Here is a 974-nt window from a genome sequence, read left to right as displayed (position 1 = left end):
GTCATTGCTCCCCGCCTCCCGAAGCCCGAATGATCCTGGAACGCTCGCCCTTTCCCATCCTCGATCTCGAGTTCGAAGCCGAGCTTGAGGGCGAGCTTGCGCTCCCGCCCTTTTCCGGCGGCCTCCTGCGCGGGGCGTTCGGCGCCTCGCTGCGGCGGCTGTCGTGCATGACCGGCTTTCGCACCTGCGCCGGCTGCCCGCTCCTTGCCACCTGCCCCTATCCGGCGCTGTTCGAGCCGCCGGCGCGGGACCTCGCCGCCGTCGGCCTCGCGCGGACCCAGGAGGGCCTGCCCCCGCCCTTCATCCTGCGCGTGCCGAACGCGGATCCTGGTTTCGACGGGCGGCTGGTCTTCGGCATGCGGCTGGTGGGCGGCGCGATCGACCGGCTGGCCTATGTGATCGCGGCCTGGCAGAGGCTCTTCGCGCGCGGCCTCGGCCGGGAGCGGGTGCGCGGCGCGCTCGTCGTCGTGCGCGAGGTGGCCACGGGCATGCCGGTCTGGGAGGGGGAAGACATCGACTGGCCGGAGCCTGCGCGCCCTCCACTGCCTCTTGCCGGGCCCGAGCTCGCGCTGCTGTCCCGAACTCCGCTTCGGCTCGGTGCCGGCGGCGCGCCCGCGCGGCAAGCACTCTCCCCGCGCGCCTTCGTCGCCGCGATCGTTCGGCGTGCGCGCCTTCTTGCCATTCATGGCGATGCTCCGGCACACGCAGAGGTCAAGGCATGGCCGGTGGACCGCTGGCTCGCCGATGCGGAGGCTGTCAGCCACTGGCCGAGCCTCGCCTGGCGGGACTGGTACCGATTCTCCTCCCGGCAGAAGCGCAGCATGAACCTTGGCGGGCTTGTCGGCAGGTGGGAGTGGGAGCGGGTGCCGGAACCCGTGCAGGCCTTGCTGTCGCTTGGCGAACTGCTGCATGTCGGCAAGGAGGCGAGCTTCGGACTCGGCGCCTACGAGGTGCAAGGGATGTCGAGGTCTGCG

Annotated in this window: 1 protein-coding gene; it reads left to right on the top strand. The window is 71.7% G+C overall.

The features are described 5' to 3' along the window. Positions 1–29: 29 nt before the first annotated feature. Positions 30–974, top strand: a 945-nt coding sequence (gene cas6, locus H3H34_RS13190; protein ID WP_194745768.1) for a CRISPR system precrRNA processing endoribonuclease RAMP protein Cas6, incomplete at its 3' end; no start/stop codon positions are given.

Source organism: Thermaurantiacus tibetensis (assembly GCF_015354055.1).
Taxonomy (GTDB): domain Bacteria; phylum Pseudomonadota; class Alphaproteobacteria; order Sphingomonadales; family Sphingomonadaceae; genus Thermaurantiacus; species Thermaurantiacus tibetensis.
The sequence above is the reverse complement of the archived record's forward strand: the minus strand, read 5'-3'. Positions and strand labels throughout refer to the sequence as shown.